This window comes from Candidatus Microbacterium colombiense (assembly GCA_029203165.1).
In the GTDB taxonomy this organism is placed as follows: Bacteria; Actinomycetota; Actinomycetes; order Actinomycetales; family Microbacteriaceae; genus Microbacterium; species Microbacterium colombiense.
In genome coordinates, this window is sequence record CP119308.1 from 1,197,227 (window position 1) to 1,220,329 (window position 23,103).

29 protein-coding genes are annotated in these 23,103 nt (G+C 66.9%); 23 read left to right on the top strand and 6 right to left on the bottom strand.

Annotation, left to right across the window (positions count from 1 at the left end):
* The first annotated feature begins 48 nt into the window (after window positions 1-48).
* The 5 genes from P0Y60_05845 to P0Y60_05865 are packed head-to-tail and all read left to right on the top strand — an operon-like array spanning window position 49 to window position 2,351.
* Complete coding sequence (locus P0Y60_05845) at window positions 49-579, top strand: Asp23/Gls24 family envelope stress response protein (protein WEK62275.1); 531 nt, start codon at window positions 49-51, stop codon at window positions 577-579.
* Entirely contained in the window at window positions 576-764 is a 189-nt protein-coding gene (locus P0Y60_05850) for a DUF2273 domain-containing protein (protein ID WEK62276.1), read from the top strand. Before P0Y60_05845 ends, P0Y60_05850 begins: the two co-directional genes overlap by 4 nt.
* The gene (locus P0Y60_05855) at window positions 764-1,159 is read left to right on the top strand and encodes a hypothetical protein (protein ID WEK62277.1); all 396 of its coding nucleotides are present in this window, start codon (window positions 764-766) and stop codon (window positions 1,157-1,159) included. Before P0Y60_05850 ends, P0Y60_05855 begins: the two co-directional genes overlap by 1 nt.
* The gene (locus tag P0Y60_05860) at window positions 1,156-1,740 is read left to right on the top strand and encodes a DUF6286 domain-containing protein (protein WEK62278.1); all 585 of its coding nucleotides are present in this window, start codon (window positions 1,156-1,158) and stop codon (window positions 1,738-1,740) included. Before P0Y60_05855 ends, P0Y60_05860 begins: the two co-directional genes overlap by 4 nt.
* A complete protein-coding gene (locus P0Y60_05865; GenBank protein WEK62279.1) occupies window positions 1,737-2,351 on the top strand; it encodes a hypothetical protein in 615 nt (204 codons plus the stop codon). Before P0Y60_05860 ends, P0Y60_05865 begins: the two co-directional genes overlap by 4 nt.
* A 171-nt stretch (window positions 2,352-2,522) precedes the next feature.
* On the opposite strand, the gene P0Y60_05870 is transcribed toward P0Y60_05865, so the two are convergent.
* Together P0Y60_05870 and P0Y60_05875 are read right to left on the bottom strand one after the other, a co-directional pair.
* Window positions 2,523-4,211: an MDR family MFS transporter gene (locus P0Y60_05870; GenBank protein WEK62280.1), complete on the bottom strand. Its 1,689-nt coding sequence runs from the start codon at window positions 4,209-4,211 to the stop codon at window positions 2,523-2,525.
* Window positions 4,212-4,823, bottom strand: a complete 612-nt coding sequence (locus tag P0Y60_05875) for a TetR/AcrR family transcriptional regulator (GenBank protein ID WEK62281.1) — start codon at window positions 4,821-4,823, stop codon at window positions 4,212-4,214.
* A gap of 184 nt (window positions 4,824-5,007) precedes the next feature.
* Between P0Y60_05875 and P0Y60_05880 the strand changes: the two genes are divergently transcribed.
* The 6 genes from P0Y60_05880 to P0Y60_05905 all read left to right on the top strand — a co-directional run bounded on the left by P0Y60_05880 (window position 5,008) and on the right by P0Y60_05905 (window position 7,669).
* Entirely contained in the window at window positions 5,008-5,439 is a 432-nt protein-coding gene (locus P0Y60_05880; GenBank protein ID WEK62282.1) for an Asp23/Gls24 family envelope stress response protein, read from the top strand.
* A gap of 93 nt (window positions 5,440-5,532) precedes the next feature.
* Window positions 5,533-5,706: a CsbD family protein gene (locus P0Y60_05885; GenBank protein WEK62283.1), complete on the top strand. Its 174-nt coding sequence runs from the start codon at window positions 5,533-5,535 to the stop codon at window positions 5,704-5,706.
* 60 nt (window positions 5,707-5,766) lie between these two features.
* The gene (locus tag P0Y60_05890; GenBank protein WEK62284.1) at window positions 5,767-6,033 is read left to right on the top strand and encodes a GlsB/YeaQ/YmgE family stress response membrane protein; all 267 of its coding nucleotides are present in this window, start codon (window positions 5,767-5,769) and stop codon (window positions 6,031-6,033) included.
* A gap of 108 nt (window positions 6,034-6,141) precedes the next feature.
* Entirely contained in the window at window positions 6,142-6,708 is a 567-nt protein-coding gene (locus P0Y60_05895) for a sigma-70 family RNA polymerase sigma factor (protein ID WEK62285.1), read from the top strand.
* Window positions 6,705-7,328 (top strand): hypothetical protein, encoded by a 624-nt coding sequence (locus P0Y60_05900; GenBank protein WEK62286.1) that lies wholly within the window; start codon window positions 6,705-6,707, stop codon window positions 7,326-7,328. The genes P0Y60_05895 and P0Y60_05900 overlap by 4 nt, the downstream gene beginning before the upstream one ends.
* Window positions 7,328-7,669 carry a hypothetical protein gene (locus P0Y60_05905; protein ID WEK62287.1) on the top strand — a complete coding sequence of 114 codons (342 nt, stop codon included), beginning with the start codon at window positions 7,328-7,330 and terminating at the stop codon, window positions 7,667-7,669. The genes P0Y60_05900 and P0Y60_05905 overlap by 1 nt, the downstream gene beginning before the upstream one ends.
* A gap of 80 nt (window positions 7,670-7,749) precedes the next feature.
* Here the strand turns inward: P0Y60_05905 and P0Y60_05910 are convergent, their stop codons facing one another.
* Window positions 7,750-8,604, bottom strand: coding sequence for an SDR family oxidoreductase (locus P0Y60_05910; protein ID WEK62288.1), 855 nt, complete (start codon window positions 8,602-8,604; stop codon window positions 7,750-7,752).
* Between the two features lie 92 nt (window positions 8,605-8,696).
* Here P0Y60_05910 and P0Y60_05915 point away from each other — a divergent pair, with 92 nt between their 5' ends.
* The 8 genes from P0Y60_05915 to P0Y60_05950 all read left to right on the top strand — a co-directional run bounded on the left by P0Y60_05915 (window position 8,697) and on the right by P0Y60_05950 (window position 16,141).
* Complete coding sequence (locus tag P0Y60_05915; protein ID WEK62289.1) at window positions 8,697-9,065, top strand: helix-turn-helix domain-containing protein; 369 nt, start codon at window positions 8,697-8,699, stop codon at window positions 9,063-9,065.
* Between the two features lie 40 nt (window positions 9,066-9,105).
* Complete coding sequence (locus P0Y60_05920) at window positions 9,106-10,644, top strand: APC family permease (GenBank protein ID WEK62290.1); 1,539 nt, start codon at window positions 9,106-9,108, stop codon at window positions 10,642-10,644.
* 29 nt (window positions 10,645-10,673) lie between these two features.
* A complete protein-coding gene (gene truA / locus P0Y60_05925; GenBank protein WEK62291.1) occupies window positions 10,674-11,522 on the top strand; it encodes a tRNA pseudouridine(38-40) synthase TruA in 849 nt (282 codons plus the stop codon).
* 178 nt (window positions 11,523-11,700) lie between these two features.
* Window positions 11,701-12,594, top strand: a complete 894-nt coding sequence (locus tag P0Y60_05930; protein ID WEK62292.1) for a hypothetical protein — start codon at window positions 11,701-11,703, stop codon at window positions 12,592-12,594.
* Between the two features lie 124 nt (window positions 12,595-12,718).
* Window positions 12,719-13,645, top strand: a complete 927-nt coding sequence (locus P0Y60_05935; protein ID WEK62293.1) for a MetQ/NlpA family ABC transporter substrate-binding protein — start codon at window positions 12,719-12,721, stop codon at window positions 13,643-13,645.
* 20 nt (window positions 13,646-13,665) lie between these two features.
* Window positions 13,666-14,724, top strand: a complete 1,059-nt coding sequence (locus P0Y60_05940) for a methionine ABC transporter ATP-binding protein (protein WEK62294.1) — start codon at window positions 13,666-13,668, stop codon at window positions 14,722-14,724.
* A 74-nt stretch (window positions 14,725-14,798) separates the two neighbouring features.
* Window positions 14,799-15,398 carry an ABC transporter permease subunit gene (locus tag P0Y60_05945; GenBank protein WEK62862.1) on the top strand — a complete coding sequence of 200 codons (600 nt, stop codon included), beginning with the start codon at window positions 14,799-14,801 and terminating at the stop codon, window positions 15,396-15,398.
* Between the two features lie 74 nt (window positions 15,399-15,472).
* The gene (locus P0Y60_05950; GenBank protein ID WEK62295.1) at window positions 15,473-16,141 is read left to right on the top strand and encodes an endonuclease/exonuclease/phosphatase family protein; all 669 of its coding nucleotides are present in this window, start codon (window positions 15,473-15,475) and stop codon (window positions 16,139-16,141) included.
* A 113-nt stretch (window positions 16,142-16,254) separates the two neighbouring features.
* Here P0Y60_05950 and P0Y60_05955 read toward each other — a convergent pair whose 3' ends face one another.
* Window positions 16,255-17,010 (bottom strand): hypothetical protein, encoded by a 756-nt coding sequence (locus P0Y60_05955; GenBank protein ID WEK62296.1) that lies wholly within the window; start codon window positions 17,008-17,010, stop codon window positions 16,255-16,257.
* Between the two features lie 720 nt (window positions 17,011-17,730).
* Between P0Y60_05955 and rplM the strand changes: the two genes are divergently transcribed.
* Genes rplM through glmM form a run of 3 tightly spaced genes read left to right on the top strand, consistent with a single transcriptional unit; the run spans window position 17,731 to window position 20,063 of the window.
* Entirely contained in the window at window positions 17,731-18,177 is a 447-nt protein-coding gene (gene rplM, locus P0Y60_05960; GenBank protein WEK62297.1) for a 50S ribosomal protein L13, read from the top strand.
* A gap of 27 nt (window positions 18,178-18,204) precedes the next feature.
* Window positions 18,205-18,690: a 30S ribosomal protein S9 gene (rpsI, locus tag P0Y60_05965; GenBank protein ID WEK62298.1), complete on the top strand. Its 486-nt coding sequence runs from the start codon at window positions 18,205-18,207 to the stop codon at window positions 18,688-18,690.
* Window positions 18,691-18,704: 14 nt separating this feature from the next.
* Window positions 18,705-20,063, top strand: a complete 1,359-nt coding sequence (gene glmM, locus P0Y60_05970; GenBank protein WEK62299.1) for a phosphoglucosamine mutase — start codon at window positions 18,705-18,707, stop codon at window positions 20,061-20,063.
* Window positions 20,064-20,166: 103 nt separating this feature from the next.
* Here the strand turns inward: glmM and P0Y60_05975 are convergent, their stop codons facing one another.
* The gene (locus P0Y60_05975) at window positions 20,167-21,609 is read right to left on the bottom strand and encodes a hypothetical protein (GenBank protein WEK62300.1); all 1,443 of its coding nucleotides are present in this window, start codon (window positions 21,607-21,609) and stop codon (window positions 20,167-20,169) included.
* On the bottom strand, window positions 21,606-22,391 hold the full coding sequence (locus P0Y60_05980; GenBank protein ID WEK62301.1) for a glycosyltransferase family 2 protein: 786 nt from the start codon (window positions 22,389-22,391) through the stop codon (window positions 21,606-21,608). Before P0Y60_05980 ends, P0Y60_05975 begins: the two co-directional genes overlap by 4 nt.
* A 60-nt stretch (window positions 22,392-22,451) precedes the next feature.
* On the opposite strand from P0Y60_05980, the gene P0Y60_05985 reads away from it, so the two are divergent.
* Window positions 22,452-22,904, top strand: coding sequence for a GtrA family protein (locus P0Y60_05985; GenBank protein WEK62302.1), 453 nt, complete (start codon window positions 22,452-22,454; stop codon window positions 22,902-22,904).
* The last annotated feature ends 199 nt before the right edge of the window (window positions 22,905-23,103 follow it).

Genomic DNA, 23,103 nt, shown 5'->3' on the forward strand with positions numbered 1-23,103 from the left:
CGGCAGCCAGCAGGGTGCAGCCGGACAGCGTTCGAGACAGGACTCGTCATGGCAACCCAGGACCAGAACACCCCCACCACTCCCGCCGCATCGGAGCTCGCACAGGCCACGCCGAAGGCAGCCGCCGGCACGCAGAGCGCCGCATCTCGCGTCGACCGTTCGAGCTCGTTCTCGACGGCGCGGGTTCCCGCCGACGCGAACGCCGCAGGTAAGACGGTCATCGCCGACGGAGTGGTCGCCAAGATCGCCGGTATCGCCGCTCGCGAGGTGCCCGGCGTCTACGCACTCGGCGGAGGGGGAGCGCGCGCGTTCGGCGCGATCCGCGACGTCATCAACGCCACCGACCTCACGCAGGGCGTCAAGGTCGAGGTCGGCGAGACCCAGGCCGCCGCTGATCTGACCATCGTGGTCGCCTACCCGGCCCCCGTGCAGGAAGTGGCCGGCAACGTGCGCGCAGCCGTCGCGGGAGCGATCAGCCGCCTCGTGGGCCTCGAGGTCGTCGAGGTCAACGTCGAGGTCAACGACGTGCACGTCCCGGGCGACGAGAACGAGACCGAAGAGGAGTCGCGAGTCTCATGACCCCCACCACCACCGGCGCACTGATCGGCGCCCTCCTCGCCCTCGCCGCGCTGCTGTTCGGCTTCTGGGGGTTCCTGCTCATGGCAGTGTTCGCCGGAGTCGGAGCGATCGTCGGCCGCATCGTGTCCGGCAAGATCGACGTGCGCGGGATCGCCGATGCCTTCACCGGGCGGCGTACCTCCTGATGCGCGCCGACCAGCACCTCGCCGCGGGTGGTGGCCCTGCCGGGGTCGCCACCGGCGGGGCCACCGTCCCCGGCCGTATCGACGTGAAGGAGCGCGTGTACCGTACGGTCACCGAACAGGCGTCAGCGACGTTGATCGGTGTGCCTCGCGGCGACGTGAAGGTCGATGTCGCCGAGCATCCGGGCGGCATCGCCGTCCGCATCGCCAGCCCCCTCCCCATCCCCGACCTCGACGACACCGCTGCGATCGCGCAGATCATGCCGGTGCTCGATCAGGCCCGCCAGTTGCAAGAGCAACTGCAGCAGCGTCTGACGACTCTGCTCGGTCGCGATGTCACACGCATCAACCTGACGATCACCGGTGCCACCACCCCGGTAAGGAGACGAGTGCAATGAGTACTCCCGTTCTGCGCCGCGTCGTGCGGCGCGAGACGCACTCCCCGCGGACCGTCGCGGTCTTCATCGCAGTGATCCTGCTGATCCTCGCCCTCGCCTACATCGGGCTGGAGATCGTGCTGTACCTGGCTGCGCAACCCGCCCTCCTCGCCGACCCGGTCGCCGGATGGGGCTGGCTGGTCGGTCTTCCGACGGTTCAACCGGCGGGGCTCGTGATCGCGGGAAGTGTCGTCCTGGCCCTCATCGGTCTGGTCTTCATCGGGTTGGCGGTGACGCCGGGCCGACTCTCCAAGCACACCCTGGAGGCCGACGGGCGCGCGGTCGTCGTGGACAACGGCGTCATCGCGAGTGCGCTCGCCCAGCACCTTTCCGAGGAGACCGGGATCGCGCGGGAGAACATCACCGTCGGCGTCGGTCACCGCAGCGTCGATGTGACCGTCCGTCCTGGAGCGGGCATCCCGCTCGACAAGGAGACCGTGCAGTCGGCCACCGAAACGCGACTGAACGCCTACCGGCTGTCCAGGTCTGTCCGCACTCGCGTCCGCATCGAACGCCCCACCGAGAGAGAAGAAGAGCTGTGAACAACACGAACCGCGCGCTGAACCGCGTCCTGTTGCTGATCATCGGGCTGTTGTTCCTCGGCCTCGGTGCGATCGGCATCGCGATCATGTCGTGGCCGACCGCCGCCGACACCTGGAAGTCCGCCGGCAAGGATGCGCAGTCGTGGCTCGATCAGGCCTTCGCCGCGACGCAGATCGCCGGAGGCCAGATCACCTGGATCGCCGTCGGCGGTGTCGCTGCGATCGTGGTGGTCATCGTGCTGCTGATCATTGCGCTCACCAGCGTCGCCCGGCGCCGCACGCACACCGTGTTCCGCTCCTCTGGCGCGCAGAATCCTCTCGGCAGGGTCACCGTCACGGAGTCCTTCGTGTCGGATGCTGTGAAGAACTCCCTCGACACCCGTGACGAGATCCTCTCTACCCAGGTAACGGCGAACGACATCCGCCGCGAGCCGGTGCTGCATGTCTCGATCACGCCGCGGCAGAACACCGACCCGCGGGTGCTCATCGACCACGTGGACCGTCTGCTCACGAATCTGGCCACGCTGACCGGCCGCGACACCGAGACCTACATCTCGGTGCACACCGGGTTGCGGGCACGGCTCGCGCACGACCAGCGCCGGCTGTCCTGATCGGACACCTGACACGAGATCGGAAAGCATGATCATCAGCTGGTGCGGATGTGGAACGACCCCAAGGCGAAGAAGCAGCGTGAGAAGACCGTGAAGAAGGCGGCGAAGAGCGCGCAGAAGGCTCTACGCGATCTTCGCAGCTAGCCCAGGCCCGAAGGTCGGGGCGCGAGTTCAGCGGGGCGTCGGGATATTCCCGGTGTCCCGCTTCTCGCTGTCCACCCCGGCATCGCCTAGGTCGGTGGAGACGGCGGACGCGACTGCGACTCCTCGCTGCTCCGCCTCCAGGCGCTCCGCCTCCTCGCCGCTGATGGCCTCGCCTCGGGCGACGAGTCCTGCCTGGTCCGACAACGGGATCTGCTTGAGGAACAGCGACAGCACGAAGGCCAGCACGATGAACGGCACGAGGTACCAGAACACTGGTGCCAGTGCGTCGGCGTAGGCGGTCACGATGCCCTCGCGCACCTCCTCGGGAAGCGAGCTGAGAGTCGAGGGGTCGATCGTCGAGGCGGCCTGAGACGCGGCATCCGGCGAGGCTCCGGCACCCGCGAACACGCCGAGCAGATTCTCGGTCAGTCGCGTCGTGAAGATCGTGCCGAACACAGCGGTGCCGAGCGAGGCGCCCACCTCGCGGAAGTAGTTGTTCGTGCTGGTCGCGGTGCCGATCTCGTCGGATGGAACCGCGTTCTGCACGACCAGCACCACGACCTGCATGATCAGGCCGAGTCCCGAACCGAACACGAACAGGAAGACGCAGATCAGCCAGATCGGGGTCGCCGCAGAGAGCGTGGTCATGCAGACCATCGCGATGCCGGTGAGGATCGTGCCGACGATCGGGTAGATCTTGTACTTCCCGGTCTTCGAGATCGCGATCCCCGAGAAGATCGAGGTGCCGATCAGGCCCACCATCATCGGGATCATCAGCAGACCGGATGCGGCGGCCGAGGTGCCGGACGACATCTGTAGGAAGGTCGGCACGAACCCGATCGCCGCGAACATGCCGATGCCGAGCACGAGTCCGATGGCCGTGGCGTTGATGAAGATCGGGTTCCGGAACAGGCTGAGCGGAATGATCGGATCCTGCACACGCGACTCCGTGATGATGAAGGCGGTCGCGGCGACGACAAGTCCGGCGCCCCATGCCCAGGTGGCGAGCGAATCCCAACCGAACTCCTTGTCGCCACCGAAGTCGGTGAAGAAGATGAGGCAGGTCGTGGCGATCGACAGGAAGATCACGCCGAAGATGTCGATCGGCTTCTGGGCCTTCTTGCTCGGCAGCTTCAACGCGACCATCGCGATGATGAACGCGGCGATGCCGACCGGGATGTTGATGTAGAACGCCCACTGCCATGTCAGATGGTCGACGAAGAAGCCGCCGAGCAGCGGACCGGCGACGGCGGAGAGGCCGAAGACAGCGCCGAGGGGACCCATGTACTTGCCGCGCTCGTTGGCCGGGACGATGTCGGCGATGATCGCCTGGGACAGGATCATCAGACCGCCGCCGCCGAGGCCCTGCAGTGCGCGGAAGACGACGAACATCCAGAAGTCGGTCGCGAACGCGCAACCGACCGATGCCAGGGTGAACAGCGCGATCGCGATCAGGAAGAGGTTCCGGCGACCGAGCACATCGCCGAACTTGCCGTAGATGGGCATCACGATCGTGGTGGCGAGCAGGTAGGCGGTGGTGATCCACACCTGGTGGTCGACCCCGCCGAGCTGACCGACGATGGTCGGCATCGCGGTCGACACGATGGTCTGGTCGAGACTCGAGAGCAGCATGCCGGCGATCAGGGCGCTGAAGATGATCCAGATGCGGCGCTTGGTGAGCAGGAAGGGAGCATCCTTCGTGGCTGTGGCGGACATTCAGTGGTCTTTCTGTGACGGTGCGTAGGCGGAGCGGGCGACCTCGAGTCGCCGGGCGAGGAGGTTCCCGAAGGGCTCGGAGGACTGGTGGTGCAGGAGCTGGTCCATACAGAGACGGACAAGGGCGCCGACGGTGTGCACGACGACCTCGGCCCGCAGCGGCACATCGGGGGTGGCGCCTTCCCGATCGACGATCAAGGCCATGTCGCGCCGCTCATTCTTGGCGATCTGGTCGAAGACGGCCTTGAGGAGGCGTGGTTCCTGCTCGATCACCGCGAAGAGGGCGGGGGCGTCGTCCAGTGGATTGAAGAGGTCGAACCGACCGATCGTGAGTTCGATGAAATCGTCGAGCAGGTCTCCGCCCTGCGCGCAGAACGCCGCTTCGAGCTGCTCCTGACGAGAGTCGATCACGGCGAACCCGAAGACCGCGTTCTCCTTGCTCTCGAAGTAGTTGAAGAAGGTGCGGCGGGATACACCGACCTCGGCGCACAACTCCTCGATCGTGAACCCGGCGAAGCCGTTCTCCGAAGTCATCCGGCGCGCGATGTCGGTGAGGGATCGGGACGTCTCTCGCTTGCGCTGCTCACGCAAGGAATCTGCACTGTCGCTCATGGAGTGCAATTATGCACTCTCAACCTCTGAGTGCACTGTGAGTCGATCGTCCCGAATCTGACAGGCATCGAGAAAAAGTCGAACTGATTTGTGACGTTCTCGCATCCGCATCCGTCTTAGTGGTGTCGATGAAGAACACACCGCACTCCGAGTCGGGGGCGGGACATGGATCAAGGAGCTCAGGATGGCCACCACGGCGAACAGTACTCAGGTAGCGGCAGCGGCGCCCGCACAGGTTCCCGCGACGGGGAAGACGACGATCGAAGACGGCGTCGTCGCCAAGATCGCCGGCATCGCTGCTCGCGAGGTCGCCGGCGTGTACGCGCTCGGCGGAGGAGCGGCCCGCGTGGTGGGCGCCATCCGAGACGCGCTGAACACCACGGATCTCTCGCAGGGCATCACCGTCGAGGTCGGCGAGACTCAGGTTGCCGTCGATGTGACGATCGTGGCCGAGTACCCCGTGTCGCTGCAGAAGGTCGCCGACGATGTGCGAGCGGCCATCCACCGCGTGATGGTGGAGCTCGTCGGGATGGATGTCGTCGAGATCAACGTGACCATCAACGACGTCCACATCCCGGCGGACGACGCAGACGCCGCGCCGGCCACACGCGTCTGACCCGCGGGCGCCGACAACAGTCTTCCCGCGGCACGACCGCGGGGAAGTATTCGGGCCCGAGATCCGGGTCTCGAACGGAGGAAGGAAGAAACCATGAGCGCTGAAGACAAGATCAAGGCCGCTGCAGAGAAGATCTCCGGAAAGGCCAAGGAGGTCGTCGGCAACGTCACCAACGACGACAAGCTCGTCGCCGAGGGCAAGGCCGAGCAGGCCAAGGGCAACGTCCGTGATGCTGCCGAGAACGTGAAGGACGCGTTCAAGAAGTAGCGGACCTCTGGGGAGGGGAACTGTGCACCCCTCCCCATCCACCCTCGAAAGGACACAGCCATGGGCTTCTTCGCCTTCCTCATTCTCGGACTCCTCGCCGGCGCGATCGCGAAACTGATCCTCCCCGGCAAACAGCGTGGCGGCTGGTTCGTCACCCTTCTCCTCGGCGTTGTGGGAGCGATGCTCGGAGGCTGGCTCGGCGGACTTCTGTTCAACGTCGGCCTCGACTCCTTCTTCTCCCTGACCACCTGGGTCCTGGCCATCGGCGGCTCACTCGTGGTACTGCTCGTCTACGGTGTGATCACCGGCCGTCGCTCTCGAGCGTGAGAAAGCGCACGCAATGGAGCGGCATCCAGGTGATTTCGGGTCGAGGACTCGATCCGAAATCACCGCCGCTCCGAATCTCCTCAGGGATCAGAACGAGGGAGTGAGTAGATGGTTGGGGAACGCTTTCACAGCGCGTTGGAGGAGGCGAACGACGGAATCATCGCCGGCCGCGCCATCGACGGTGACGTCGCCGCCTTCGCCGTACTCGTCCGTCGGTACACGCCGATGATGCGCGCCTACACGCAGCGGATGCTGAATGCCTCGGCTGACGTCGACGACATCGTGCAGGAGGCCTTCGTGACCGCCTGGCAACGATTCTCCGAGCTCGAGGATCCGTCGAAGGTCAAAAGCTGGCTGATGCGGATCGTGAGTCGGAAGGCCGTGGATCGCATCCGGAGCCTGCGTCCGATCGTCGATGTCGACGACGTCGATCAGGAGGCTCCATCGCACGCCTCGCCTCCGCGCGTGGCAGAAGCCCGAGCAGGTGTCGCCGAACTCGGCGCCGCGCTCCGCGAGCTGCCCGATGCGCAGCGGGAGTGCTGGGTGCTGCGTGAGATCGGCGGCTACTCCTACGACGAGATCTCGGACGAGCTCGGCATCTCCGCGAGTACCGCGCGCGGCCTCCTGGCCCGTGCGCGGAAATACATGATCGTACGGATGGAGGAGTGGCGATGACCGACGACCACGACAACCCTGAGCTGCGTCGACTCGGCCTGGAGCCGACCGACCTCGACGGCCACACCCTCGAAGAGCTGTCCGACTATCTGGACGCGGCACGACAGCCGGCCGATCCGTCGATCGACGAGTCCCCTGGATGCCAGTTGGCGCTGGACGCTCTCGAGAGACTGCAGGGGCTCGGCGGGCAGCTGATCGACGCCGATGCTGCGGAGTCTCCGGATGTCGACGCGAGCTGGGTCGACCGCATCCTCAGCGGCATCGCCCTGGACGCGCGCGCGGGACGCCGGATTCCCTTCGACGTGCCGGATCCTTCGGTCGACCTCGGAATCACCGAGGGGGCCGTGCGTGGGCTGATCCGCTCGGCGGAGAATGCGGTTCCCGGCGTGCTCGTCGGTCGCTGCCGCCTGGAGGGCGACGTGACGCAGCCCGGTGCGCCGATCCGCATCGACATCGAGGCCAGCGCGCGATTCGGCGAGTCGATTCCTCGCATGGTGGATCGACTGCGGTCTGAGACCGAGCAACGGTTGCGCACGCACACCGAGCTCAACATCGTTGCCATCGACGTGACGATCCGAGACGTCTATGACGTGTCCGCGTGGGCGGAGAGGAGCCGATGATGGCCGAACAGGCGGGACTCGCCACCGAGATCGACGCGGCCGTGCGGGCGACGCCGGGCGTGAGCAGCATCTACCGCTCCGGATCGTTGATCTCGAATCTGGTGGGAGCAGGGGCGGCAGCGCTCGGCGTCACCGGCCAGGATGAACCGCTCGTCTCCGTGGTCGACGGGGATGACGGCCTGCGGATCGAGGCATCCGTCGGCGTGGACTTCGCCGCCAGTGCTCTGGACACTCTCACGGCGGCCCGCGCCGCGATCGCGGCGGTACTCGCCGATCGCGGACTGCGTGCCGCCGGAATCACACTCACCATCGTCTACGTGCATTCGCGCGAGGCGTCTTGAGCTACGGCCGGCCCCGGTCGTAGGAGAAGCGCCGCTCCCCCCCTCCGTGAGCGGCGCTTCTCGACATCTGCGCGTGCCGATCAGGCGATTGCGCGCAGTCCCTCGACCAGGGGAGTGGTCGGGCGTCCGATCAGACGTGCGAGCGTGCCGTCGGTGTCTCCGAGGGCGCCACCGCGGATGCCGGCATCCAGCGCGACGACGAACCCGACGGTCCCCGCATCGAGTCCCGCGGCGGTGAGTGCTGCGGTCTGCTCTTCGGCGGTGAGCGGGTGGTACTCGACCGGGCGACCGGTGACCTCCGCGATGGCCGACGCCAGGTCGCTGTAGTTCCAGGCGACATCACCGCCGAGTTCGTAGGCCTGGCCGAGGTGGCCGTCCTCGAGCAGCACGACCGCGACGGCCTCGGCGAAGTCCTTGCGGCTGGCCGATGCGACACGTCCGTCTCCGACACCCGCCGCGAGCACGCCCGTCTCCGCAGCGCGGGCGAGGTCGGCGGCGTAGTTCTCGGTGTACCAGTTGTTGCGCAGGATCACGGCGGGGAGTCCTGCAGCTGCGATGAGCTCCTCCGTCGCCTTGTGCTCCGGAGCGAGCACGAGGTCGCTCGTCGGTGCCTTCGGTGCGCTGGTGTAGACGAACTTCGTGATGCCGGCGGCCTTGGCGGCGTTGATGACCGCCTCGTGCTGTGCGACGCGGCGGCCGACCTCGGAGCCCGAGACGAGCGCGACGGCGTCGACGCCATCGAGAGCGGCGGTGATGGTCGCAGGCTGGTCGTAGTCGACGACGGCGACGCGCACGCCGAGGGCGCTGAGGTCTGCGGCCTTCGCGACGTCGCGGACTCCCGCGACGATCGACTGCGGAGCCGCGCCGCGCTCGAGCAGGCTGGCGATGATGAGGCGGCCGAGGTTGCCCGTGGCGCCGGTGACGAGGATGGTCATGGGAGTCCTTTCGTAAGTGACATCTCCCACAACCCGCGTCGCTCGGCAAACCTTCCGATCCGAGGGTACCCACTTTGAAGTAAGGTACCTACATGACAGTGAGTTTTGCGCAGATAAAGGAAACCGCGCCGATGCTCTTCGAACAGGGCTGCGGCACTCGGGTGATCCTCGACCACATCATGAGCAAGTGGGGCGTGCTCGTGCTGTCCTCGCTGTCCGACGGCACCCGCCGTTGGGGCGCTCTGCGCCGAGAGGTCGACGGCATCAGCGAGAAGATGCTGGCCTCCACGCTGCGCACACTGACCGACGACGGACTGGTGCATCGGGAGTCCTTCCCGAGCGTGCCCCCGCACGTGGAGTACAGCCTGACTCCGCTCGGTCGAGACCTGATGGAGCGGATGCTCCCGCTCGTCGAGTGGGTCGCCGACAATGCCGACGGGATGCTCCGCCGCACGCCCTGACCCCTTGACCGCGCCTCGCTCGCGGCCCTATGTTCACACCATGTCGACAACGCCAATCCGCCTGGAACGACCCGAAGGCAAAGGACTGGCCACCGGCACACTGGGGCTCTGGGGATCCACCGTCATCGGACTGGCATCCACGGCTCCCGTGTACTCGCTGGTCGCCTCGCTCGGGTTCGTGGTCATCGCCGTCGGCGCGCAGGCGCCGATCGCGTTCGTCATCGCCTTCGTGCCGATGCTGCTCATCGCCTTCGCCTACCGAGAGCTCAACAACGCGGTGCCGGACTGCGGTACCACCTTCACCTGGGGCACCAAGGCTTTCGGCCCCTGGGTCGGCTGGATGGGCGGGTGGGGTGTCGCCGTCGCCGGAATGGTCGTGCTTGCGAACCTCGCGCAGATCGCCTCGGTCTACTTCTGGTCACTGATCGGTCAGGATCTCGAGAACAACGACTGGCGCGTCGTCGTGCTCGCCGTCGCCTTCATCGCCGCCATGACGTGGGTCAGCTGGCGCGGGGTGGAGATCGGCGAGCGCATCCAGAACATCCTGCTCGGCATCCAGTACCTCGCCCTGGCGATCTTCGTGGTGACCGCGCTCTGGCAGTTCTTCGCAGGCTCCGCGCCCGGCGCGACCGCGTTCGACTGGGAGTGGATGAACCCGTTCGCCTTCACCGACTGGTCGGGCTTCACCGAGGCGATCCTGCTGGCCCTCTTCATCTACTGGGGCTGGGACACCTGCTTGGCGCTGAACGAGGAGACCAAGGATCCGAAGCGCATCCCCGGTCGCGCAGCGCTGCTGACCACCGTCATCCTCCTCTTCACGTACGTCACGGTCACGATCGCGGCGATGATGTATGCGGGTCTCGGTGAGACCGGAACGGGCCTGGGCAACGAGGCCAACGCCGACGACTTCTTCCTCGCGATCAAGGACGGCCTGCTCGGGCCCTTCGGCTGGGTGCTGGTGGTCGCGGTGATCATCTCGGCGATCTCGTCGACCCAGACCACGATCCTGCCGACGGCGCGGGGCACCCTCGCGATGGGGGTCTACCGTGCGCTCCCCGCGAAGTTCAAGGACGTCCACCCCACCTACAAGACCCCGTCGTTCTCGACGATCGTGATGGGCGTCGTGGCTTCGGTGTACTACGTCGGCATGACCCTGATCAGTGACAACATCCTGCAGGACTCGATCCTGTCGCTGGGCCTCGCCATCGCGTTCTACTACGCCATCACCGGCTTCGCGTGCGTCTGGTACTTCCGCGCCGACATCCTGCGGTCCCCGCGCGAGTTCTTCTTCAAGGGGTTGTTCCCCCTGTTGGGCGGGCTCATGCTGACCGCCGCATTCGTGCAGTCGGCGATCGACATGTGGCAGGTCGATTACGGGTACACCGAGTTGCTCGGCATCGGCGGCACGTTCGTGATCGGTATCGGCTCCCTGGCCTTCGGCCTGGTGCTGATGTTCCTCTGGTACCTGTTCCCACGGTCGAAGCGGTTCTTCCGCGGCGAGAGCCTGAACCGCGACACCGAGGTCATGGTGCCCGACGAACCGGGCGACTTCATCCGCTCCATCGACGGCGGAGTCTGATCGGGGTGCCGTCGACCTAAGCTTGCTTCGTGCGCATCCGGCTCGATATCGCTTATGACGGCACCCACTTCCGGGGGTGGGCACGACAGCCGACGTTGCGCACGGTGCAGGGGACTCTGGAAGCTGCATTGGCACGCATCGTCGGCTCCGAGGTGCGCTTCGTCGTCGCCGGACGCACGGATGCCGGAGTGCATGCGCTCGGCCAGGTGGCCCATGTCGACCTCGACGACGCGCAGTGGGCGCGCATCGCCTCCCGGCAGGGGAGAGCCCCGCAGGATCCGGCGGCATCGATCGCCGCCCGGATGCGGGGTGTTCTCGGCGCGTACGCCGACGCCTCGGTGATCCGCTCCTCGATCGCTCCCGACGGCTTCGACGCGCGGTTCTCGGCCGTGTGGCGCCGGTACCGCTACCGGCTCGCCGATCAGTCCGCCGGTTACGATCCGTTGCGCCGACACGACACGACAGCCGTGCGTGGGCATCTCGACGAGACGGCGATGGATGCCGCAGCGCAGAGCCTGATCGGACTCCACGACTTCGCGGCGTACTGCAAGCCGCGCGACGAGGCGACGACGATCCGCACGCTACTCGACTACCGGTGGACCCGCGATGCCGAGGGCGTGCTCATCGCCGAGGTCAAGGCTGACGCGTTCTGCCACAGCATGGTGCGCGCGCTCGTCGGCGCCTGCGTTGCCGTGGGGGAGCAGCGCCTCGACGTCACCGACCTCGTGGTGCTGCGAGACGCACTCACCCGAACGAGCGAGTTCAAGGTGCTGGCCGCGCGGGGACTGACCCTGATGGAGGTCGGATACCCCGCCGATGACCTGCTCTCCGCGCGCGCGGAGCAGACCCGCGCTCGCCGCGACAGCGCGGGCGACTGAGCGAGGGTGGGATCCGCTCTGCGGCCGCCTCCCCACAAGGCGACCGCAGCGGCAGGAACGCCACCGCGGGGTCCCAGACTCGTCCACGGTGGCGACGGTTCGGCGAGTCGAGGGAGACTCGGACCGGAACCGTATGCTGAATCTACGTGAACGGCCTTCACGGGATGCCGGGGGAACTGTGACGGATGCGGACGGCGATCACCGCGGTGCGTTCGCCGCAGGGTTGCGTGCGGCGATCTCGGATCGCGGCGTCACTCTCGCCCGTCTGCAGGCGATGCTCGCCGACGACGGCAACCGCGTGTCGATGGCGACGCTGAGCTATTGGCGCTCGGGTGCCAGGCAGCCCGAAGGTGCACAATCGCTGGCGGCGATCGAGGGCATCGAGGACCGGCTCGGACTCGCACGGGGGCACCTCACCCGCCTGCTGAGGCCGTCGACCCGGCTCGGCCCCATCCCTCCTCCTCGGCTGCCGTTCGACGAGGCGCGGGAGCAGCGGGAGACGGCGGAGACGTTCGCCGCGCTGGGCTCCGCACCGCAGGACGCCTTGCGCGACCTCTCGACCCACGTCACGGTCCACGTCGGCCCGCACGGGGCGGTCGAGAAGATCGTGATGCGATCACTCGTGCAGTCGGTCAAAGGCGTGATCACCGAGATCCCGTTGATCGATGTGGCGCCGGAGGAGACCGAGATCATGTCGGTGATCTCCGAGGTCGTGGGCGGACGCATCGATCGCGAGTACCTGCATCCCGGACGACTGCTGTCGGGTGTGGTCATCGCACTCGACGAGCCGATCACCATGGGCTCCACGGCGCTCATCGAGTTCACCGAGACCTTCCCGCTCGACTACCCGGCGCGCCAGTCGGCGTGGCATGCGACCTCGAGACCGGCACGCGAGACGCTGATCTGGGTGCACTTCTCACCCGAGGCGCTGCCCAGCTGGTGCGAGGAGTACATCGAGGCCGACGACGAGTATGTCGCAACGATGCGTGCGCTGCGAGGGGACTCCGTGCATCTCGTGAGACACGGCTTCGGGCCCGGCGTCCTCGGATTGCGGTGGGGCTACGACAGCTGACGTCGCCGCGCCACCGTAGTGAAGGTCATCGGAATCGGGCATTCGCGTTACGCAGGATGACCGTCATTACGCGGGATTACCGCTGCCCCCGGTGCCCGCCCGCAGCCGTGATTCACTCTCGTCTGTGACTGATTCCCGTGTGAAGAAGAAGATCCTGTCCGCTCTCGGCCTGCTCGCCGCCGGCGCGTTGACGCTGTCGATGGCGGCCTGCTCGACGGGGGGAGACACCGCTGACGCCGCCGCCGGTGACGACACCGCGAGCAGCAAGATCGTGCTCGGCGCGGATGACGGAACCGAGGCGCACTGGACGATCCTCAAGGACAAGCTGGCGGAAGAGGGCATCGAACTCGAGGTGCGCACCATCAACGACGGCGTGCAGCTCAACCAGGGCGTGCAGGACGGCGAGCTGGACGTGAACCTGTTCCAGCACCTCATCTTCCTGTCGCAGTTCAACGTGAACAACGGCGGCACGCTCGTTCCCGTCGGCGCGACCGCCGTGTACCCGCTCGCGATCTACTCCGAGAAGTACGGCGACGTCGACGAGTTGCCCGAGGGCGCGACCGTCGCGCTGCCGAACAACCCGACGAACCTCGCCCGCGGCCTGCTGAACCTGCAGCGCGCGGGACTCGTCGAGCTGAAGGACGGCGGCAACAGCCTGTCCACGCCCGATGACATCGTCTCGAGCAAGGTGAAGGTGCTCCCGGTCGACGCGAACCAGACCGTCGCCGCTCTCAAGGACGGCAGTGCGCAGGCGGCGATCGTCAACAACACGCAGGCCCAGAAGGGCGGGCTCGGCGACGACCTGATCATCTTCAAGGAAGACCTCGACGATCCGGAGCTCGCTCCGTACATCAACGCCTTCGTGGTGCGCGATGACCAGAAGGACGACCCGCGCTGGGCGAAGCTGATCGCGGCGTACCACAGCCCCGAGGTCGAGGCTGCTGTCACCGAGCTGAACCAGGGCAACCTGCAGTTCAAGGCCGACTGGAGTGCAGAAGACCTCCAGGCCGAGCTGGCCGATCTCGAAGAGCAGCTGCGCGCCACGCAGTGACCTCGCACGACGGCGGACCCATGACAATCATCAGCTTCAACCGGGTTTCCAAGGGGTTTCCCGCGACCCGTCGTGGGTCTGCCGTCGCCGCACTCGAAGACGTCGACCTGCAGGTCGAGCGCGGCTCTATCGTCGGAGTGATCGGATACTCCGGAGCCGGTAAGTCGACACTGGTCCGCCTGGTCAACGGGTTGGAGAAGCCCACAGGCGGAACCGTCGACGTGCTCGGCGTCGACGTGGGATCCGCCTCCGAGACGGAGTTGAGGGGACTGCGCGGACGGATCGGGATGATCTTCCAGCAGTTCAATCTCTTCAACTCACGCACCGTGCGGGGAAACGTCGCCTATCCGCTCAAGGTCGCCGGCTGGAAGAAGCAGGACATCGGCCCCCGCGTCACCGAACTGCTCGACTTCGTCGGCATCGGAGACAAGGCGAACAGCTATCCGCGAGCGTTGTCGGGCGGGCAGAAGCAGCGCGTCGGCATCGCACGGGCCATCGCGGCCAACCCCGAGCTGCTGCTCGCCGATGAGGCCACGAGCGCACTCGACCCGCAGACGACCGGCGAGGTGCTCGCTCTGCTGAAAGAGATCAACCGCAAGCTGGGCATCACGATCGTCGTCATCACCCACCAGATCTCCGTCGTGCACGAGCTGTGCGACCAGGTGATCGTGATGGACGGGGGAAAGGTCGTCGACAGCGGCGACACGTATCGTGTCTTCGCCCACCCCCGCGCAGCGCTCACCGAACGATTCGTCGCCGCCGTGACTCAGGGCGTGCCCTCGGGGGAGACCCTGGACGCACTACTGGTCGGCGGCGGAACGCTGATCAGCGCCGACGTCAACGAGTTCACGAGTGAGCACATCGCCGAGGTCTTCGAGCGCCACGGCGTGCGGCACACCGTGGTCTTCGGTGGCGTCACCGACATCCGCGGGCGCCAGCTGGGAACGCTCACCTACCGCGCGCACGCCGATGCCGAGACCCTCGAGCCCGTCGTCGCCGAACTCGCATCGCACACGAGAGCGCAGATCCTTCGCGCCCCGGATGCGGCATCCGTCGAGGGATCGGAGGTGACCTCGTGAACCACGTGCACACCGCCACCGACTGGGGCAGCCTCACGCCCGTGCTCCTGCAGTCCATCCAGGAGACCGTCTACATGGTCGTCGTGACGCTGCTGATCGGCGGCATCGCGGGACTGCTGATCGGCGCCGCGCTTTACGCCACCCGACCGGGCAACCTGTTCGCGAACCGTGTCGTGTTCAACGTCATGAACCTCGCGATCAATGTGATCCGGCCCATCCCGTTCATCATCTTCCTCACCGCAGTCGGACCCGTCACCAAGGCCGTCGCGGGAACCACCCTGGGCACGCAGGCGGCGATCGTGCCGATGACGATCATGGCCGCGGTCGTGATCGGGAGGGTGGTCGAGCAGAACCTCGTCGCGGTCGACCCGGGCATCGTCGAGGCCGCGCTCGCGATCGGCGCCAAGCGGTTCGCGATCCTGTTCGGGCTCGTCATCCCCGAGGCGCTCGCACCGCTGATCCTCGGCTACACGTTCATGTTCATCGCCGTGGTCGACATGTCGGCGATGGCCGGCTACATCGGTGGTGGAGGCCTCGGCAACTTCGCCATCATCTACGGCTACCAGCAGTTCAACCAGGAGGCCACCTGGGTCACCGTGGCGATCATCATCGTGATAGTTCAGGTCGGGCAGATCTTCGGCAACTGGCTCGCGCAGCGCATCCTCCGCCGGTAGGCGACGGCATCCGTTCACCGGGCGGATGCGCGTCTGCCACCCGACTCCAAGGGGGAAGGGCTAGCGTGGAATGGATGAAGGTCATCTCCTACAACCTGCGCAAGCACCGGGCCGCCACGGAACTCGTGACCCTGGTGGGCGAGCACGCGCCCGACATCCTGTGCCTGCAGGAATGCGACGTGCAGGGACTTCCCGAACGGATCGGGGACCTCGTGCTCGCCGACGCCACACAGGGCAATCGCCTGGGACTGGCGTTGTACTACCGCTCCAACACCTTCCACCTGCAACAGATCCGCACGATCGAGCTGAAGAAGTCGCTGCACGACCGCATGCTCAAGCCCGCTCACGAGCGTGTGCTCGGCGCACGGCTGCGCGACATCGACAACGGGCGAGAACTCATCGTCGCCTCGTTCCACGCCGCGCCGCTCACCGCGCTCAATTCGTTGCGTCGCCACCAGATCCGTGCGGCGCTCACCGCGCTCGCCGAACTCGGTGAGGGACTGCCCCAGCTCATGGTCGGCGACTACAACTACCCGGTGTTCAAGGAGAACCTCGGGCAGGCGGTGCGCAATCACGGCTACGCCCTCACGCTGAGCGACGATCACACGTACACGCGCTACCGCGTGTTCCGCGGTCACTACGACTTCGCCACCTCCGTCGGGTTCGACATCGAGACGATCACGACGCTGCCCCAGGGATCCAGCGATCACCGACCGATCCTGGTGACCGTCTCGCCGAGCTGACTCCGCGGGCCCCTCCTGTGGGTGCCCAGGTGCGGGGTGCGTCGCATATGGTGCGGGGGATGCGGCAACATGCGCCCTGCCCCAGGTGCGGAGCGAGGCTGACCTGTGCGGGATCAGCGCCGCCGCCCGTCCCACCCGTGCCGAAGGAGCACGCGCCGCACGATGGTCGTGGCATCCGGGGGTGCGTGACCTCGGATGTTCCGTGACGTCAGACGCACCACCTCCCATCCGGCATCCGCGTAGTCGCGATACTTGGCGAGGTCGCGGTTCCATTGCCGGTTCGACGTTCGGTGATGGTCGCCCTCGATCTCCACGACCGTGCGGAACCGCGGATAGGCGAACTCCGAGATCCCGAGCAACCGTCCGCTCTCTCCGCGGATCTCTGCGTCGAGAACCGCCTCAGGGAGTCCGTCGGTCGACGCATCGAGTCGGAACTCCGTCTCCAGGGGCGATGCGCTGCCGACCCGGATGCGTTCGAGCGCGGCAGACAGCCGGATGACCTTCGGCCGCCTGCGACCGGCATCGACCGCTGCGCACAGTTGCGCGAGAGTCGCGAGGGCCTGCGTGGGCTGTCGCCGCCCGAGATCGTCGCGCGGGATCCGCACGAAGGCGTCGCCCAGCACGACCAGATCTCGTTCGGTCAGCTCGCGCGCCAACATCGCCCAGGTCGCGGCGGGACTCGTGAGGGCGAGTCCGTCCCTGACCTCGACTTCCACGAGATGCGGCGACACGATGCGCCCTCGAATGCCGGCGCCACGCGGCGCGCGGAGGGGCGCGAGCACGGCGACGTCCAACTCGTCGTGCGGCGTCACCGGGGCCCCGAACAGCACCGCTGCGGTGCGACCGCAGAAGAAGCTGTGCGGCGTCATCACCTGCGCGTAAGTGCGGGCGTCGCGCCGGACGCGTCGTCGGTGTGCTCGATCGATCTCCAGCGGTCCGGCGATCTGTTCGGTTTCCTCTTGCTCGACGAGTCGTCGCGCGCCGTGGAAAGGGGCCTCCAAGTCGCGCGCGCGGACACGACGTTTCGACACCCCGAGTTCGGCGGACTGCCGGACGGAGAAATGGCGGCCGAGACCATGCGGCAGGGGAGCGGGAGGGCGTGGCATCCGTCCACCCTCACGGAAGTCGGCCGACCTCGGACGCGCGGATGCAGAGAGTTTCGGCGGATGTGGACAACTCCTGAATCGGGACGATCGGGCAGGAGGAAGGGGATGCCGACGGCCATGCCCCGGTAAGTCGCATCGTGTCGCGTCGAAGGGCTGGATGCGGCGGAACGCGCCCGATGCCAAACGGGTGGCGGCGCGATTCGCCGCTGACCGGGGCGAGTTGCGACACTGTGCGACTTCAAGCGGATGCGGGAAGGGCGAGCCGAGTGGATGCCGCGCACAGCACAGGTTCTCGGTTTGGGGGAACACGCCCGGGTGGCGTATGCTGACTCTTTGGTGCCATTCCCCGTTCGCGGGGAGCGGTCGCCGTCCGAACGTGAGCCCTCCACTGGCGTGTTCCCCTCTCGATGAGATCGCGAGGAAGAACCACCCCGGAGTGGGATTCACGAACTTCTCCGTTCGACACAAGAAAGCAGCACTATCGTGACGCGCACTTATACCCCCAAGGCTGGCGAAGTCCAGCGCGACTGGGTCGTCATCGACGCCACCGACGTCGTTCTCGGCCGTCTGGCTTCGCACGCCGCTACGCTCCTGCGTGGCAAGCACAAGCCGACCTTCGCCAACCACATCGACTCGGGTGACTTCGTCATCATCGTGAACGCCGAGAAGGTCGCGCTCACCGGTCAGAAGCTCCAGAAGAAGCTGGCTTACCGTCACTCGGGTTACCCGGGCGGCCTGAAGTCGGTCACCTACGCCGAGCTCCTCGAGAAGAACCCGGTCCGCGCTGTGGAGAAGGCCATCCGTGGCATGCTCCCCAAGAACAGCCTCGGCCGCCAGCAGCTGTCGAAGCTGAAGGTCTACGTGGGCGCCGAGCACCCGCACGCCGCTCAGCAGCCGCAGACGTACACCCTCGACCAGGTCGCCCAGTAAGCGCCGTAAAGACTTAAGGACATACTCGTGGCTGACATCCAGGACACCACCGAAAACCCCCAGAGCTTCTCGACCTCGACTCCCGAGACCGACGCAGTCGAGGCGGCTCCCCGCCCCGTGCTCAGCGTCCCGGGTGCCGCAGTCGGTCGTCGCAAGCAGGCCATCGCCCGCGTGCGCATCGTCCCCGGCTCCGGAACGATCACGGTCAACGGCCGCACGATCGAGGACTACTTCCCGAACAAGCTGCACCAGCAGCTGATCAACGACCCGTTCACGGTGCTGAACCTCGCCGGCGCATACGACGTCATCGCTCGTATCTCCGGTGGTGGCCCCTCGGGCCAGGCCGGTGCGCTGCGGCTCGGCATCGCCCGTTCGCTGAACGGTATCGACGAGGAGAACAACCGTCCGACCCTGAAGAAGGCCGGCTTCCTCTCGCGCGACGCTCGCGTCAAGGAGCGCAAGAAGGCTGGACTCAAGAAGGCCCGCAAGGCGCCTCAGTACTCGAAGCGTTAAGGTCAACTGCTCCGATGCCGATCTTTGGCACGGACGGTGTGCGAGGACTTGCCAATGGCGTCCTCACCGCCGACCTGGCGCTCACCCTGGCCCAGGCGACTGCTGTCGTCCTGGGCCAGGGCCGTACTGCGGAGGCTCGCAAGGCCGAAGGCAAGCGACTCACCGCAGTGGTCGCCCGGGACCCCAGGGTCTCCGGACACTTCCTCACCGCCGCGGTGTCGGCGGGGCTCGCATCCTCGGGTGTCGACGTGCTCGAGGCCGGGGTCATCCCGACGCCAGCCCTCGCGTTCCTCGTCGCCGATCGTGACGCCGACTTCGGCGTGATGATCTCGGCGTCGCACAACGCGGCGCCCGACAACGGGATCAAGATCTTCGCACGCGGTGGGGTCAAGCTCCCCGACGTCGTCGAACAGCGCATCGAAGAGGCCATGGCCGGCGAGATGCTGCGTCCGACCGGCGCAGGGGTGGGGCGGATCGACCGCTTCTCCGACGCCGAAGATCGCTATGTCGTGCACCTGCTCGGCTCGCTTCCGAACCGTCTCGACGGCATCCACGTCGTCCTCGACTGCGCCCACGGTGCGGCGTCCGGCGTGTCGCCCGAGACCTTCCGCGATGCGGGTGCCGAGGTCACGGTCATCGGGGCGGATCCCGACGGGTTGAACATCAACGACGGCGTCGGCTCGACCCATCTCGACAATCTCGCAGAGGCCGTCGTGCGGCTCGGCGCCGACATCGGCATCGCTCACGACGGCGACGCGGACCGCTGCCTCGCGGTCGACGCGACCGGTGCGCACATCGACGGCGACCAGATCATGGCGATCCTCGCGGTGTCGATGAAGGAACGTGGACATCTCACCGACGACACGCTCGTCGCCACGGTCATGAGCAATCTCGGCCTGCACGTCGCGATGCGTGAGCACGGCATCACGGTTCGCCAGACCGGCGTCGGGGACCGCTATGTGCTCGAAGACATGAATGCGGGAGGTTACGCGCTCGGTGGCGAGCAGTCCGGTCACGTCATCATGAGCGAGTACGCCACCACCGGTGACGGCCTGCTGACCGGTCTCCACCTGGTCGCGGAGATGGCCCGCCAGAAGAAGTCGATCGCGGAGCTCGCGGCCGTCATGACGGTGTACCCGCAGGTGCTCATCAACGTGCGCGATGTCGACAAGGATCGGGTCGCCGACGACGGCGCTGTGCAGGACGCCGTGCGTCAGGTCGAGCTCGAGCTCGGTGATACGGGCCGTGTGCTGCTGCGCAAGTCCGGCACCGAGCCGCTCGTGCGGGTGATGGTGGAAGCGGCGGATGCCGAATCGGTCACGACCTACGCCGAACGACTGGCCGACGTGGTGCGGGAGCGCCTCGCGCTCTGACCGCTCGTACGGATGACGACATGCCGGCCGGCAGCTGACGCTTCAGCTGCCGGCCGGTTCGTCGTCTCCGGGATGAGTGACAGGCCGAAGGAGAGGCACCGTGTCAGCGTGGAGCGCAGATGCGGTAGCCGCCCTCAGCGAGGGTCTCGGTGGTGCACTCCTGGCCGGTGAGGCGTGGCGTGTCCGACATCGAGGGGGCGTCGAACAGACCGACGTGTGCGCCGGTGAGCACGATCGCGGGCACAGCATCCCCCCAGGGTTCTGCGGCCAGCCACCGCGTGTCAGTCTCCGAGACCCACGCGGCGAGAGGCGCGACGGCAGCACGCTGTTCCGCCAGAGTCTGTGAGCGTGGGATGTAGCTCGACCCGGCGTGGGCCGTGGCTCCGGCTCCGACGACGATGGCGAGAGCAGCGACAGCGGCGGTGGCTGCGCGATTCGCATAGCCGGAGGGGAGCCGGCGGACAGACCACACGGCGGCGGCGAACAAGACGGGCACGAACGCGTAGATGCCGACGGAGGGATGCCGAATCCACAGTGGCAGGTGCGAGGCTGTGGCCCACCAGGCGAGGAAGGCGATCGCTCCCACCGTGGCCGCAGACGCGTAGGCGAGCACAGGACGGTCATCGGAAGAGGGTGCGCGAACGGCGGTGACCATCCCCGCGACGACGAGGGCGGCGAGCAGGATTCCCGCGATGAGGACGATCATGCTGGGCAGCGACCATGATTGGGCGAGAGTGGCGAGTTTCTCTGTGACAGACGTCGATGCCCCCTGTCCGCCGCTGCGGAGGAAGCCGACGAGTGCGCGAACGTGCGTCGCGAATCCCGAGGGGCCCAGCGAGAGCAGCGCGGCGAATTCGAAGAGCAGAGTGGGAACGGCGAGCATCCCGAGAGGCAACCAGGAGCGGCGCAGCGTGTTTCGCAGACGCTGCCAGCCACTGCCGTCCGCCAGTACCCACAACGCGATCGCGAATGCGGGTAGCGCGAGCAAGGCGATCAGCTTCGCCTGGACGGCCAGTCCGACCAGGAGCCCCGCGAGCCACGCGCGGCGCGGCAGAACGACCAATGCCCAGACGAGAAGTGCGGCGGCGGGGATCTCACCGAGCAGATCGGCAGGTCCCTGGATGGGCGAGTACCCGCCGGATGCCGTGAAGGCGAGGGGCACGGCGATGGTGAGCAGGGCGGCCCAGCGGCCGCCCATGCGGTGACCGAGAACGGCGAGACCGGCCAGCAGCAGAATCCAGAACGCGAGTGGGATCAGCCGAGCCCCGATCACCATGTCGGCGCCGGTCGCGAGCACGGCCGCGACCGGGAGCAGGACGACCGGCCCGGTGGAGATGCGCGGGTCGAAGGGCGTGATGACCGACCCCGAGAGAGCGCCATCGCTGGAGTAGCCGAGTCCGGCGAGCAGATTGCGCGGCACGGTGAGGTTGAACGCTTCGTCTTCCCAGAAGCGCCAGACGAACAGGCTGTGCCACGCGACGATCGCATGACCGAGCACGAGAGCCGCAGCAAGCACCCAGAAGGCGACCGTGCGTGCCCTGCTCATCGTCGGGCCGGCTCCGGAAGTCGGATGCTGCGCAGCGGCGCCGACGGGCGCAACGAGAGATCCCAGGCTTCACGCAGTGCTGCGCGGGCGAACTGGCGAAGTCGCTTGGGCGGGAGCGTCACGCCTGCGCCCCGGCCCCACATCGTGCCGGTCGACGACGAGCCGCGGCGGGGGATGCTGGCCACGCGGATGTAGCGCACCACGAATCCCGCGCGCGCTTCGGCCAGGGAGAAATGCACGTGAGGCACGGACGCGTCCGCCGGCACAGCATCGACGAGCAGCCGGAGCGCCTCGGGGCGGTAGGCCCGCAGCGGAGTGTTGACGTCGGGGATCCGTCGTCCCGCAGCCCCGGCGACGAGCACACCGACGGCGGCCGTCAGAACCTTGCGATACCAGGGGTCGGAGCGGCCGTCGCGCACACCGTGGACGACATCCGCATCCTCTCGACGAAGCGCAGACAGCAGCCGGGCGAAGTCGGAGCCGTAGAACTGCCCGTCACCGTCGACGTGCACCAGCACCTCCGGCCCGGCCGCGAGACCGGCGCGGTAGGCGGCGAGAGCCGTGGGGCCGTGCCCTCGATTCGTCGGCTGCACTTCGACGGTCACATCGGCGACGCCATCGAACACGGATGCGGTGGCATCCGTCGACCGGTCATCGGCGATGTGGAATGTGATGCGCTCAGCGAGGGGATCGACAGCATCCCTGATCTCGTCGATGAAGCCACCGATGCCTTCGTGCTCGTTATAGGCGGGCATCACGATGGCGAGATGACTGATGGGCATGGGACCTCCGAATGTGCCGCGTTCGGAGTGCGCGTGCGTTGCCAGTAGCCTAGTCGAGACATGAAACCCACCTCCCGATTGCGGCGACTCGCCAGCCTGGGCAGCCGATTCCTCGTCGTCGGGGGACTCAGCACGCTGATCGAGATCGGTGTCTTCAACCTGCTCGTCTATGCGTGGGGGTGGGACGTGGTGGCGGCGAAGATCGTCGCATCGCTGGTCGCACTCGTCAACGCCTACTTCGGCAATCGTGAATGGACCTTCCGACACCGCGAGCGCCGGGGTCGTGTCTCCGAACTGGTGCTGTTCATCCTCACGAACGCCGCCTGCACCGCGATCGGAGCAGGCCTGCTCTGGCTCGGTGTCGAGATCGCCGCGGGCATGCTCGGTCGCGCCCCGGGAGCCATCGCGGTCAACGCCGTGAACCTCGTCAGCATCGTGATCGTCGTGGCCATCCGTTTCGTGCTCTACCACTCGATCGTCTTCCGGTCGCCGGAGACGCGACAAGCGCCATAGCGCGCGGGTTGTGACGTCGTGTTTCGCTTTCTGAGCGATTCTGAGGCCATTCTCGGCGGATAGTACGACGACGCGCGCTCGCGCGCATCCCCCGTTCTGGGGTGTGACACGATGTAACCAATACATCGGTTGAAGGGCCGAGACAGTCGCCGCTCCTCAGGGCCCCAGACCCCGGAGTGGAATGGTGTTCAGAGCGCGC